This window comes from Brevibacillus choshinensis (assembly GCF_001420695.1).
GTDB classification, from domain to species: domain Bacteria; phylum Bacillota; class Bacilli; order Brevibacillales; family Brevibacillaceae; genus Brevibacillus; species Brevibacillus choshinensis.
On record NZ_LJJB01000010.1, the window covers coordinates 1,266,847 to 1,279,928 of the forward strand.

A 13,082-nucleotide genomic window follows, 5' to 3' on the forward strand; every position below is an offset into this window, starting at 1 on the left:
GACACGAAGAGCGCGGATTTTTCTTATGTTCTATTCTTTTGCAACGACCTTACCCGTCACTGCATCGACATGTACAGTAAGATCTACCTTATCCTCCACACCGCAGAAGCAATGAGACCTCGTCTGACGGAAAGAAAGGTCGTAGCCCAGCTTCCAGGTGATCGCACCAGTTTGCAGATTTGTCTGGTGAATGTAAGTGAGCTCGAGCGGAAATGCCTTTAGTAATCGATCGACAGCACCTTGCTCCATCAACGCTTTTGTTCGGGCTGGGGCGATCACTTCGGTCGGACGCTGAATCGTAATCTCCTCTACTTTTCCCGTCGAGGAATCCACTCGGATTGTGTACATGCCTTGTTCCGCGGTCTGTCCTTCCTGATAAACGGGAATGCCATTGATCATCGGGTCGGCCGTATACAAGGTTAACGTGTCATCCCCTACGTCTCGAATACGCATTTGATTGGTTCCAGTCGGGAGCAGGCGCTTCAGCACTGCTTCTGTGGATTTCCAGTCTCGTTTTTTGTCTGTCTTCAAACGGCTTATCACACCTTCACTCATGACCAGTCGGAGCAGCTGACCCGTTTTCGCATCTGTCTCCATCAATATGTGAAGGCGTTCATCCATTTTTACACCGACGGGTAATTGACCGATTCTGTACTGCTTTTCTTGATCGGTCGTCCCCTCGCTGAAATGCCCCCAGATATAAAAGCTACGCTCCTGTCCGTTGTCGTAAGCTTCTGTGAAAGTCGAGAGCGGGAGCTTCCCGGGCTCCACACGCATCAATTTTCTCACGATGTCCTTCGCTTGCGTCTCGGATTGTGCAATCCACTTCTCTCCTGTCCCGTTTATGGTAACGTTTTGCACAGACTGATTTTGATTCGTAACCAAGCGCTTTCCACTAAAGGCATCTATCGCACTGCCCGTATGTGATTGCTTGATGATGCCGTCTTTGATGACATAGGTCAGCTTCGCCTGCACGGGGTCAGTCCCGTTATATTCACTGGGGAGTAAATAGATGAGCTCCAAGGGATGGCTTTCTTTATAGCGCAAAACTGCTTGTTGGGCAGAAATGACTCGCGCTGGGGAAGGGAGCGCATTCAGGCCGATTTTCTCATAGAGCCTGCCATCAAAGGTACGAAACGCAATGATCCTGCCCGTACCATCGATCGTGACAAAAGCGTCGTAGGCATCGTCCAACACCACATTGTTCAACGTCCTTACTAGTCGGACGGTCGTTTGAGCCCCCTCACGTGTGATTCCTTTCGGCTGGTATATACTTCCTGCGGATTGTAAGCCTGCCACAAACGCCGATGCCTTTGCTCTTGCCTGCTGATCAGTCAGTACGATTGGCTTTTGAGCTTCTTTTGGTTGCAGATCCAATCTCAACAGATTGCCCGTCGCCGACTCAAAAATAGCCCGATCCGTGGCTGTTTCTTTTTCGGCAGCCGATGGCGCAAACGTCACGCTCACACCACTTACACCAGGCCCATCCACGTCTCCCCCGTACACAACATAGCGACTAGACAGTTCGGGTATTAACCGAACCAGCTGCTGTACCCCTTTAGATACTTGGACAGGAATCGGCACAATGGCAGTTGCCTGCAAACCGGTAGCCAGATTTGCCGCCTTTGCATCATTCATTGCTGTGATTGGAGAAGTATATAGACTGACTGCGGCTAACGCTCCGGTTAGTACACACATGACAGGTTTACGAATCATTCCCACGCTCAACATTCACTCCCTCTTTTTTCCTCACAGGTTGAGACGCGCGATTGTTCATTTTGTTTCTGAATAAACGCTATATTCTGTAAAAAAATTTCTATCGGGAATTTTCTTGTTTCCTATCGTAAAAGAAAAATACGTTATTTGGTTTGGTGGTCAATCAAACTGTGGTGGAGTGGAGGAAAATGGAGAAACGCTCCAGCTTCGTAGGAACACCTTGCCCTTTGTAGCCCAAGCGATTGGGAGAATAGGTTCTTCCCCCTTGAATCTCCACAAAACAAGTGGCTAGAAACCACAACAGCTCGCAGGAGAAGCAGGTTTCCAGGCGGAGCGGAGATCGGAGACCTGTTTCTCCCCACCTCTGCCGTGTTGAAATCCCAAAAGTACAAAAAAAAGAGCGACGAATGCGTCCCTCTAAACGCACTTCGTCACCCCCGTTTTGCTTTATGCTCCTATATGGAGCTTTTCCAACCGTTGCTTGATCAGCTCTACAACACTGGCGCGCTTCAAATCAACATAGACGCTCGTATTCGCATCCGGTACTACGATGATACCCAGCTGATGATGGTTCCCTGCATACACGGCACACTGCACGAATTTCAGCTCCCCACCGTGTGTGAGAACCTCCATTTTGCAAAATGCCGAGTTCGCCTGAAGCGCTGGGTAGAGATCTTCTTTGTTGCGCACATGGATTCCGTTCACCTTGACGATAATTTCGCCAGGTACGATTCCGATTTCTTCTGCCGGCGTGCCTGGTATGACTCCCATGACCTTGACTCCCCGCGAGGATTGAATAAAGTACGGGCTGCTCTGCCGCTCTTGGATCTGACTCTTGAAAAACAGCGCTTCATGTCCGAAGAGCGCAAACAGTGCCGCGATGATTAAAAGCGGCGGTACCAAAACGGCCAATAACGTCAATGCCAGCAGAATAATCGCATAGCCCGCCAGATTCCTGGCGATTTGCGAAGACTTTTGCCTTGGTGTCATCGTTTGAGTCATATCAGAAAAACCCGTAACGGTCGGCAAAAGCATCAGACCAAACGTCGAAGCCTCCGGGGAAAAGAAGGGCCAGCCAGGGTAAAACGATCCACTCAAAGCCCCGTTATCCAGTTGGACAAACATGACGAGTGGTGTCAGCCAGAAAGAATGCAGCAGGTACGCGCCTACGATTCTCCCTCGTTTCCCTTCCACGAACAGTGGCGATGCGTCCCTGCCACCATTCCAGCGAACGAGCATGGCTTCCATCAGGTGCATGATCGCCACCAGCGCCAGAAGCGGCAATGGTTTGGCATGCCCAATCATTTCCCACACAGGTCCGATTCCAGGAACGGAGCCCCAGGTGGGAATCAGCTGAGCGATGCCATTCAGGATCGTCAACAAAGCTGCTGCATAGGCAAAGCAGAGAAATCGTAAACGGATGAGCGCCATTAAGATCGCCAATCCCCATAATAACCACAAATCCTGTACTTGTACCACGACACCGAGAGCACCTGCGAGCAGCGAAATCAGCAAGCCCGCTGTCACTCCCATTCCTACCGATCGTATTGTCTGGAGCAGCGGCGATTGGATGCGCACAGCGAACAGTTGCCTTTCCAGATTCATCTGCCGTCGATAGTGCAGATAAATGAAGAAAAGGAAGAGATAAAGAATCGGATTGAGAAAAATCCCAGCAAGTCCGTATGCAATAGAGAGCATGTCTGCCTGTATCGCCAATTACCTCACCTCAAAAGGAAAAAAGAAAAACCACGGTATTCGATTTACCGTGGTTAACCATTTCTACGAATGTCAGGGAATTCCCTGCCTCCGAGATGTGGATTATTTTGGTTGTTTGCTGACGACCTCGATCGCTTTTTGCAATTGCAGGTCGTTTTCCGGTTTCCGCATCGTTTCCCGCAAGCTGTCTTCCAGCTGGGTCCGTGTCGCTGCGTCTACCTTACCCGTCACCGGCAATTTGTGCGCGGTCTGGAACTGTTTCACCGACTGCTCTGTCTTCTCATCAAAGTATCCGTCATCCCGACCAGGGGACAAGTTCAAGCCTGTGAGAATCAGCTGCAAGTTCTTCACGTCGTTTCCTGCCATATCACGAGCCAAATCCTTATCGGCAGGAAGCTGTGTAGCATTAAAGTAAGCCGGTTGCGCTACTTTGTAATCAGGTTCGATTCCTTTTTTGTGAATCCATTCGCCCTTCGGAGTCAGCCATTTTGCAATGGTGAGCTTCAACTGGCTCTTGTCTGTCATTTCCATGGTGCTTTGGACGGTACCTTTCCCAAAGCTCTTCTCGCCGACCAGCTTGTAGTTACCACTATCGCGCAGGGCGCCTGCCAAAATTTCCGAGGCGCTGGCGCTACCGCCGTTGATCAAGAGACTGATCGGGTATGGTTTGGCTGCATCTGTCGTCGAACGATATTCTTCTTTCTGTTGACCGTGTGCACCGTATTCGATTTGGACGATCAGGCCCTTTTTCGGAACGAGCACCTCACCGATTTCTTTGACAGCCAGCAAATAGCCGCCTGGGTTGCCGCGCACATCGATGACCAATCCACCGATGCCTTTTTTCTCAAGGCTGGCCAATTGCTCTTTGAAATGCTTGGCTGTATCCGTAGAAAATTGGGTAATAGCAATTACACCGACTTTTACACCGTTCTTATCAATCACTTGACTATTCACGGTTTCGATCGGGATATCATCACGCACGCAGACGATGTTCAGCGGTTCCGCTACACCTGCACGGACGACTTTCAATACTGCTTTCGTTCCTTTAGGCCCACGAATTTTCGTTACTGCCTCATGCAAGTCAAGCCCTTCCAGGGATTCACCGTTTACACTGATGATCTGGTCATTCGGGCGCAATCCTGCACGTTCAGCAGGTGAGTCCTTGAATGGAGAAACGACGGTTACCCGTCCGTTTTGCAACGTTACTTCCGTCCCAATCCCTTGGAACGTCGAGTGCAAAGTAGAAGTGAATTCTTCAGCAGATTTTGGGTCCATGTAATCACTGTATGGATCCTCCAGTGAACCCACCATGCCCCCAATCGCTCCTTCTACCAACTGGTCCGCGGTGACATTTTGGATGTAATCTTTCTTGATTGCTGAAAAAGCCTCGTACAGCTTCTTGAACTCTTGGGGATACTCGGATTTACCGCTGAACATGGTACTGCTTGATGCAGTGAGTGCCCCACTTTGATTCGCGTTGGCATTTGCCGATGTTTTCATCATGGACATGGTCAAAAAGCTGCTGGCCACCATCGAGACGAGTACAAGCGCAAATACGTTACGTCCTTTCCATTTCACTTCGCGTCACCATCCTTTGTGCTACCGGCAAAAAGATATGCTGCTAGTGTATGCCAATTCCGCTAGCGATATTTGTCAGGCCGGACCACCTACTTGAGATACGGCATCGGGTTGACAGCAACGTCGTTTTTGTAAACGGTAAAGTGTACGTGATTACCCGTAGAACGACCAGTAGAACCAACCTCAGCAATCTTTTGCCCTCTCGCTACTGATTGTCCCACAGAAACCTTAATTCCGCCCTCCCTAATATGTCCATAGAGAGTGGTAATTTCTGAGTTGTGCTTGATCATGACTGTATTACCGAAGCCATTCGAATAGCCTGCAAAGATGACTACCCCTGCTGCCGCCGCCATAATCGTGGTACCTTTTGGCGCTGCCATATCTACACCATTATGCCCAGCTGAACGACCGGTAAACGGGTCAGAGCGCATTCCAAACCCTGAAGTGAAACGGAAACTTCCGTCGGCAACTGGCAGACCCAGTTTACCACCTTTATAGCCACTGGAGCTAGTACTCATCGCACGCACACGCTCTGCGTACTTGGCCGACTCCTGTTTGGTCAAAGCCAACAGTTGCTGTCCGTATTGCTCCAAATCTTCTTCGAGCGCATCTTCTTTTTTCTTCAATTCCGCTTTTACCACCAGACTTTGCTTGTACTGCTTGTCCAATTCGGCTTTGAGACCTTCTGCTTGGTCAAACATGTCGACGAACACTGTCAGCTGATGATCAATTTCTTTCTTTTTCGTTTCAATCGTTTCCTTATCCCGCATGTTATCTTCCAGAATTCGCGTATCCTGTTCCAGAATCAATTGCAGGCCTTCCATACGAGTGAGAAAATCACCGAAATCCGACGAGCCGAGCAGTACGTCCAGATAGGAGACGTTTCCGCGCTCATACATGGATTTCACACGTGTTTTCAAAAGAGTTTCCCGCTTGGCCACGCGATCTTTGGCTTCATCCAGCTTGTCCTGCGCCTCGGCTGCCTTTTCCTTGGTATCATCCATTTGCTTTTCGAGCTTGTCCAATTTTCTCTGCGTCTCGTTTCGACGCAAATCGATCTGCATTAGCTCGGTTTGCAGGTCTTTCTGCTCTTTCTGCACGGCGTTGATCTTTGCCTCGACCTGTTTCACCTGCTGTTGTTGACTCTTTTTCTTGTTTTGAATCTCTTTCAGTTCCCGATTGATTTTATCTAGAGATGCTTTGCTTGCTGCCCAGCTCACATTCGTCGGGATTGCAGATCCGGCCACCAGACCGGTTATCAAGAGTGCTAGTATAATCTTCTTCCTCATGATACTCCTCCCATATTCTCGTGTATTAAACCCGCAAGAAACGGCGGACAGACACCAAGCTTCCCCAGATGCCAATAAACGCGCCAATCGCAAGCAAAGCGAGTGCCACTTGATAAACCAGCGGGAACAGTGGCAACAATTTGAACAGTTGGGCAGCCTCAAAGCTCGACTGAATCCCATCCAACAGATAGTAGTAGCCAATGGCCAGCATCGCAGTAGGGATCAATGCACCGAGAATCCCCATCAGCAACCCTTCTACAAAGAACGGCCAGCGAATAAACCAGTTCGTGGCGCCAACCAGCTTCATGATCTCAATCTCACGTCGTCGTGCCACAATCGTCAGCTTGATCGTATTTGCGATCAGGAACATCGCGGTAAAGCCCAGCCCGATAATAAAGGCAATCCCGACATTGCGGACTGCACCTGTCCAAGCAAACAGCTTTTCAACGGTTCCTTCTCCATAGTTAAGGTTTTTCACGTACTGTAATTTCTTAATCTGTGCTGCGACTACAGATGTGTCCTGCGGTTCTTTGGTCTTGACTACAAAGGTGTCTGGCAAAGGATTGTCCTTTTCCAGTCCCTCAAACAAGTACGCCTTTTCCCCGAGGCTCTCCTTAAACTGCTTGAGTCCCTCGTCTTTCGGGATAAACGTCACCGTGTCCACTTTCGGGATTGTCTTGATATTTTGCTCGACTTGGGTAACGTTTTCTTTGGTAGCCAACACATCGAGGAATACGCGGATTTCCACTTGCTTTTCCACCGATTGAGCAAAGTAGTTGACGTTCATCGCCAGGACGAGGAAAACCCCTAGAATGAAAAGAGTAATGGCAACGGCACTGATTGAAGCGAACGACATCCAGCCGTTCCGCCCGAGGTTTTTGACCCCTTCTCGGACGTGGCGCCCTAGCGTTCTAATCTTCATAACCGTATTCCCCTCTCTGCTCGTCACGGGCGATTTGCCCCGCTTCAATCGCAATGACCCGCTTTCTCATGGTGTTTACAATTTCTCGGTTGTGCGTCGCCATCACGACAGTCGTCCCTCGCTGATTGATTTCCTCAAACAGCTTCATGATCTCCCAGGATGTCTCCGGGTCGAGGTTACCAGTCGGTTCGTCCGCGATGATGATTCCAGGGCTGTTGACCAGTGCACGCGCCAAAGCCACACGTTGCTGTTCACCGCCTGAGAGCTCATTCGGCAGCATTTTTGCCTTGTGCTTCAGCTTCACTAGGCCCAGCACATCCATCACGCGCGGTTTGATTTGCTTTGGATTGCTCTCGATCACTTCCATGGCAAATGCCACATTTTCGAATACCGTGAGCGTCGGCAACAGTTTGAAATCTTGGAATACAACGCCGATACTGCGGCGCACCAAGGGAATTTGTCGCTCCTTGATTCGGCTTACGTTGAAACCGCCCAGAAAGATCTGGCCCTTGGACGGCTTCTCTTCACGGTACATCAACTTAATAAACGTGGATTTCCCTGCACCGCTGGGACCCACGACATACACGAATTCGCCTTTTTCAATTCGAATGTTTACACCCTTCAACGCACTCGTGCCGTTGGGGTACGTTTTCCATACATCAAACATCTCGATCAAGCCAATCACATCCCACATTGTCAGATCCATCTATATCTCTTGATCCTTATTTAATCGACAAAAAGCCCCTATCCCTCTACCCGACTATTTTTCGAAAAACGGTAATCGACAAAAATAGCGGGATTTCCCATCCTAACTATTATACCACCCTGTTTCGCTGATGGAATCCACTAAATCTCTCATTTCTTGTCGAAACAGCTTCTCTTTCGCTTTCTTCCGACATGTTTTTATCCAAAGTGACCGCCAGCACATCCGCGGCTAGCTTACATTCATGCGGTTGGCTACAATAGTAAAGAATGATTTTTGGAAAGGGGCATGAACGATGAATAACTTTGTTTACCATAATCCTACGGAACTAATTTTCGGTAAGGGACAGCTGTCCCAATTGCATGACAAGGCGAAACAACTTGGTTCCACAGTCCTGATGGTATACGGTGGCGGTAGCATCAAGCGTTCAGGCCTGTACGACAACGTAATGTCTCTGTTGCAGGAAGCAGGTTGCCGAGTGCTCGAGCTAGCTGGCGTAGAGCCCAACCCGCGTCTTAGCACCGTTAAAAAAGGGATTGAGATAAGCAGACAAGAAGGCGTCGACTGGATTCTCGCAGTTGGTGGCGGAAGTGTCATCGATGCAGCCAAAGCGGTGGCTGTCGGAGTGCCGTACGAAGGGGACGTGTGGGATTTTTATTCACGCAAAGCGACTCCAGCAGCTGCTCTGCCACTTGGCACGGTTCTGACCTTGGCAGCTACTGGCTCTGAAATGAATAGAGGCAGCGTGGTAACCAACTGGGAAACGCAAGAAAAGCACGGAGGTACCACGACCTTCCCCACTTTCTCCATCCTCGATCCAGAGAACACGTTCAGCGTCCCGCGTGATCAGACGATTTACGGCATTAGCGACATCATGTCGCACGTGTTTGAACAATACTTTAGCCATACACCAGAAATTCCGCTGCAGACCCGCTTTGCAGAATCCATCTTGAAGACCGTGATTGAAAACGCAGAGCGAGTTCTTGCCAATCCGGAAGATTACGACGCACGTGCGAATATCCTCTATTCCGGTACGATGGCATTGAACGGTACCCTCCCTGTCGGTGTTGAAACAGACTGGGCTACCCATTCGATCGAGCACGCAGTAAGTGCAGTGTACGACATCCCGCATGGCGGAGGACTTGCGATCATCTTCCCGAAATGGATGCGCTACGTATACCGCGAAAATGTGTCTCGCTTTGTTCGTTTTGCAGTCGAAGTGTGGAATGTAGATCCAGCTGGCAAAACAGACGATGAAGTAGCCTTGGAAGGAATCGCAGCTACCGAAGCGTTCTTTGCTCGTATCGGAGCCCCTACCCGTCTGGCAGACTATCAAATCAATGACGAGCATCTGCAAGTCATGGCAGAAAAAGCAACGCCATTCGGACCGATCGGTAACTTCAAAAAGCTCACTAGCGAAGATGTTGCTCAAATCCTCCGAATGTCGCTGTAAGCTCGCTGAATTAAGTAATACGCGAAAATGCATTCGCGTCTTTTTTCCCATTAGATCAGACTGTAGTGGAGGAGAGGAAAAAGGGGAAAACGCTCCAGCTTCATAGGAACACTCATTTGGGGTCATCCCTGTCCGGCTACATGTAAAAAACGAAACCGCGTCCAAAGCAGTCGTCTCGGGGAGCTTATCAGAGGTGGACGCTTAAAGGCGTGTTTCGTTTTTTCCATTGCGCCTTGGTTGGTGTTCCAAAGATCTTCCGCTTATTCCCCCTTTTTCCTCGGCCAGCTTTGGATCTTCCACGTGCCTTTTCTTGGGAGCTTTCCACGATGTTTATTTGAGGGAAACCCTTCGCGGGACAATGCCTAAGAAGAAGAACGAAAGCTTGGTTCTCCTTATTCAATTGCTCTCTTGACATGCCGAACAGACATAATTGACGACTTCGTTCTTCTCATGATTCACCCATGTCCTTCGAAGCGCAACGATTGGGAAATTAAGCTTTTGATCCTTTGAACTTCTTATACCAGGTAGCTAGAAACCACAACAGCTCGCAGGAGAAGCAGGTTTCCAGGCGGAGCGGCTACTACTTTACCGCTTTCCCGTGAATCGTTGTGCAGCGGACAGTCTTTACTCCTTTGCTGGGTGAAACTGGGCCCCGCCGAACGCGAGCGATAGCTTGTGTTCGGTGGGTAAAGACCGGAGCGAAGATCTGAAACCTGCTTCTCCCACCACCATAGCACGTAAAAAAAATGATAAAATTCCTATCTTGTAAGAAAACCACTATCGAGGCATGTTCACAGGGGAGCGACCGCGCTTTGGCGGAATGTTGTTCTTGCTGAATCTGGTAGATAGGCTTAGAAGTTTTATACTTTCTGATTCAGTAAAAAAGCCGAGCTCCATTTTTCAGGAGTTCGGCTTTTTCGCATGAATTCTTAATACGGTCCCCAGTTGATCATGACACCGATCATGATAAAAACAATCGAGAGAACGGTCCATATCGCTGTCAACGGAAGCATGAACCTCAGCCATTTGCCATAGGAGATTCCGCTGATGGCAAGGATACTCATCAATACTCCGGACGTAGGGTTGATACAGTTGACTACACCTTCTCCGAGCATCAAGGCTTCTACTGCGACCTGACGGGTAATGTTCATGAGATCAGATAGCGGAGCCAATAGTGGCATGAGCATGACAGCCTCACCCGAACCGGACGAGATCAGGAAGTGCAGTCCCGCACTACCCAAGAACATGCCAACTGCTCCGGCCATTGGAGAAAGCGGCTCTAGAATGGTGGCAAGCCCGTAGACAATCGTATCTAGGAACTTTCCGTCCTCCAGAATAACTGTAATGGAGCGGGCCATCCCGACAATCAACGCTCCGTAAACAAGGCTCTGACATCCTTTCAAGAACGTCTTCGCGATGTCATTTCCACTCATTTTGTTGATCAGTCCGACTCCAATGGCAATGAAGATAAAGATCCCTGCCATTTCGTTGACATCCCATTTGAACAGGATGGTACACGCGATAAAAGCAATCAGCACAATCCCGGTAAAAGCCAAGGTCAACTTATGACGTAACGTAAAGAGAACCTGACTGTCCAGATCCCCAGCAGCTGAGCCGCTATCAGACGGGAACGGGACATCTCCCAATATGCCTTGGGCAGGATCCTTACGGAGTTTGCGAGCATAGCGGATGATATACAGAATCGTCACGAGCACAAAGGAAAGGTAGATGATGGTCCGATAGCCGATTCCAGAAAACAACGGAAGCTCCGCGATCTGCTGAGACAAGCCGAGTGTACCTGGAAACGCAATCGAGGTATTGAATCCTGCATACACCCCAATATAGATCAATGCCACACCAAATATGGCATCCAATTTCATGGCTCTCGCAATCATGATTCCTAGTGGTACGAAGGCAATCACTGAGTTGACAATGACGCCGAGCGTTCCTAGCACGGAGAACACCGCAGTGATTAAAATGATCAATAACCACTCTTTATTCCCCAGTTTTCGAACCAAGGTCAATATAGCCGCATTCAGTGCCCCTGTCTTGTCCAAAACAGCCAAAGCACCGCCTGTAAACAACACCAAAAAGATAATCGGTGCTCCCTTTACCATCCCTGTCTGAATCGCGGTAAAAAAGTCGATGAATCCGGTTGGATTGGATTCAACAGCGTGATAGCTTCCAGGTACGACGACCGTCACACTGCCATTTTTCACACGATCAAACTCGCCCGTCGGTACGAAATAAGTAGCGATGGCGCACACCAATAGGATACAAAATAGTAGGACGTATGCATCTAAGCGCGCAAAGCTTTTCTTCAACAGATTCTTGTTGCCTTCCATGATCGTTCCCCCTGCTTGTTCAAAATCTTCTCTAGGAATGGGCTGCTTCTACTATAGCGGCTGTCAGGATCTTTGCACCATAAACTAATGCTTCTGTATCAAAGGACATCTTTGGATGGTGCAAGACAGGCTTTAGACCGCACCCTAGTCCGATCATCGTAGAGGCCACTAAAGGATGATGCAGAGAATAAAAGTGGAAGTCTTCTCCCCCTGGTGTCACACAAATATTTGCCACTTGCTCCGATCCTAGAACGTGGGCGATGGCCTTTTGGGCAATGGCGATCATCTCATCGTTAGAAGTCGCTGCCGGAGCTACTCCCCTCCAGTTCCACTCTATACCTACACCCATGAGCTCTGCCGTTTGCTTCATCACATGCTCTGTTTTTTTGCGTAACTCGTCCATCCCTTGATTCGTTTGGGCTCGCAAATCCAGCGTAAACGTCCCGCGATCCGGAATCACATTGGATGTATCTCCGCCTGCCTGCAGTTGAGTCATTTTCACAGAAAACGGGCAGCTTGCTTCCAAGCGGATATTTTGCAATGCCTGAACCAAAAACGAGGCGGCTTCGATGACATTGCGCCCGAAAGCTGGACGTGCTCCATGAGCCTGCACCCCTGTGATCGTTCCGGTTAAAGAAGTGGAGGAACCGTGTAAAATCGCTGGTGCTGCCTTTCCATACGGCACTTCATTTTCGGGCCGCAAATGGACTCCCATGAGCTTCGTGACATTTTGCAGGGCTCCGTCCTTCATCATTTGCAGCGCGCCACCCAGCTTTTCTTCTGCAGGCTGGAAAAGAAAGCGGATCGTTTTGGCAGGCTTCACACCACTCGCCGCAATCGCTAAAGCACTATAGCAGACAAGCGTCGAATGGGCGTCGTGTCCACATGAATGGTTTGGCTTTACCACGCCATCTACTTCTTGGACGAGAGCATCCATATCTGCTCGTAATGCCACCACTTCTTCAGTTGACCCAGCTATTTCTGCGATAAAGCCATGATGTCCGTCAAACCGTTTCACGGGAATGCCTGCATCTAACAGCTTTTCGCGAAGATACGCTGCCGTTTTTTCCTCCTGCCAGCTCGGCTCCGCTAATGCGTGCAGCTCTTGATACGTTTGCAGAATGCTTTCACGTTGCTCACCCAAGTACGCCAATGGTTTTTTCAGATCCATCACCGTTTCTGTCATCTCCCTTCGATGTATGGTAAGAATTATTTAAGCAAGATTTGTGCCAAAAAAATTATTCTCTATTTTCAGTATTGATAAACAATATTCCGTATTTTTAGGATATAATTTAGGTGGTTTTTATTTTGTGACATCCAATATTTCCGCCTATAACCGCTTATTTTTGCATCATAGAGG

At 49.1% G+C, this 13,082-nt stretch carries 9 protein-coding genes; 1 reads left to right on the forward strand and 8 read right to left on the reverse strand.

What is annotated here, in order from left to right; translation table 11 throughout:
• Window positions 1–30 precede the first annotated feature (30 nt).
• The 6 genes from AN963_RS16200 to ftsE all read right to left on the reverse strand — a co-directional run bounded on the left by AN963_RS16200 (window position 31) and on the right by ftsE (window position 7,897).
• A complete protein-coding gene (locus AN963_RS16200; RefSeq protein ID WP_055745573.1) occupies window positions 31–1,731 on the reverse strand; it encodes a hypothetical protein in 1,701 nt (566 codons plus the stop codon).
• Window positions 1,732–2,163: 432 nt separating this feature from the next.
• Window positions 2,164–3,432, reverse strand: coding sequence for a PDZ domain-containing protein (locus AN963_RS16205; protein ID WP_055745574.1), 1,269 nt, complete (start codon window positions 3,430–3,432; stop codon window positions 2,164–2,166).
• Between the two features lie 102 nt (window positions 3,433–3,534).
• The gene (locus AN963_RS16210; protein WP_055745575.1) at window positions 3,535–5,010 is read right to left on the reverse strand and encodes a S41 family peptidase; all 1,476 of its coding nucleotides are present in this window, start codon (window positions 5,008–5,010) and stop codon (window positions 3,535–3,537) included.
• A gap of 89 nt (window positions 5,011–5,099) precedes the next feature.
• Window positions 5,100–6,299, reverse strand: coding sequence for a murein hydrolase activator EnvC family protein (locus AN963_RS16215; protein WP_055745576.1), 1,200 nt, complete (start codon window positions 6,297–6,299; stop codon window positions 5,100–5,102).
• Window positions 6,300–6,324: 25 nt separating this feature from the next.
• On the reverse strand, window positions 6,325–7,221 hold the full coding sequence (ftsX, locus tag AN963_RS16220) for a permease-like cell division protein FtsX (RefSeq protein WP_055745577.1): 897 nt from the start codon (window positions 7,219–7,221) through the stop codon (window positions 6,325–6,327).
• Window positions 7,211–7,897, reverse strand: a complete 687-nt coding sequence (gene ftsE / locus AN963_RS16225; RefSeq protein WP_055746338.1) for a cell division ATP-binding protein FtsE — start codon at window positions 7,895–7,897, stop codon at window positions 7,211–7,213. Before ftsE ends, ftsX begins: the two co-directional genes overlap by 11 nt.
• 322 nt (window positions 7,898–8,219) lie before the next feature.
• Between ftsE and AN963_RS16230 the strand changes: the two genes are divergently transcribed.
• Complete coding sequence (locus AN963_RS16230) at window positions 8,220–9,377, forward strand: iron-containing alcohol dehydrogenase (protein WP_055745578.1); 1,158 nt, start codon at window positions 8,220–8,222, stop codon at window positions 9,375–9,377.
• 929 nt (window positions 9,378–10,306) lie between these two features.
• Here AN963_RS16230 and AN963_RS16235 read toward each other — a convergent pair.
• Together AN963_RS16235 and AN963_RS16240 are read right to left on the reverse strand one after the other, a co-directional pair.
• Window positions 10,307–11,722, reverse strand: a complete 1,416-nt coding sequence (locus AN963_RS16235; protein ID WP_055745579.1) for a YfcC family protein — start codon at window positions 11,720–11,722, stop codon at window positions 10,307–10,309.
• Between the two features lie 31 nt (window positions 11,723–11,753).
• Window positions 11,754–12,893: a M20 peptidase aminoacylase family protein gene (locus AN963_RS16240; protein WP_055746339.1), complete on the reverse strand. Its 1,140-nt coding sequence runs from the start codon at window positions 12,891–12,893 to the stop codon at window positions 11,754–11,756.
• Between the last annotated feature and the right edge of the window lie 189 nt (window positions 12,894–13,082).